Below are 508 nucleotides of genomic sequence, written 5' to 3' on the forward strand. Positions count from 1 at the left end.
CCGTTTTAACGACAAATGGTGCAGGGGCGCAGCTGACGGAACGCTATTTCCTGCAGCGTGTTCTTATCAGGAAAAGGCGCGGAAAATCCTTGAACGTATTGGGTATTTAACGGATCTGTTAACCAGTCGAGTACACTAATCTATATCGATATCATGTACATACCGTTAAAGGTTCTGATTTTTCGCTTCACTCTTTTTATGAATACATGCTACTGTATGTTTATACAGTATCTCGTGGTGGAGGTTGTGTGGACAGAGAGTAGAACGAGCAGGTCATGATTGAACGAGACGAGATGATTGCTCGGCTGACGACAGAAGGAACGAGTCAGGAAAGAGATCGTGAGATTGCCCTCAATTTGATTGCTGAGATTGCGCGGGGGAATATAATCAAGAACAACTCCTTTACCGTTGTTTTCTCGGCATCGCCTGTTACGGAACGAATCTAAAAAGAGAGTAACGTTCGGGTGAACATTACTCTCGATAAAGATCGGCTGGCTGGCCAGTCCGT

The 508-nt window shown here is 45.1% G+C and carries 1 pseudogene; it reads left to right on the forward strand.

Annotation, left to right across the window (positions count from 1 at the left end):
- Positions 1-293: 293 nt before the first annotated feature.
- Positions 294-508 (forward strand): annotated as a pseudogene (locus tag A6013_RS24185) (DinI family protein); the annotation flags it as partial.

It is taken from the genome of Enterobacter sp. IF2SW-B1 (genome assembly GCF_001743375.1).
Classification (GTDB): Bacteria; Pseudomonadota; Gammaproteobacteria; order Enterobacterales; family Enterobacteriaceae; genus Enterobacter; species Enterobacter bugandensis.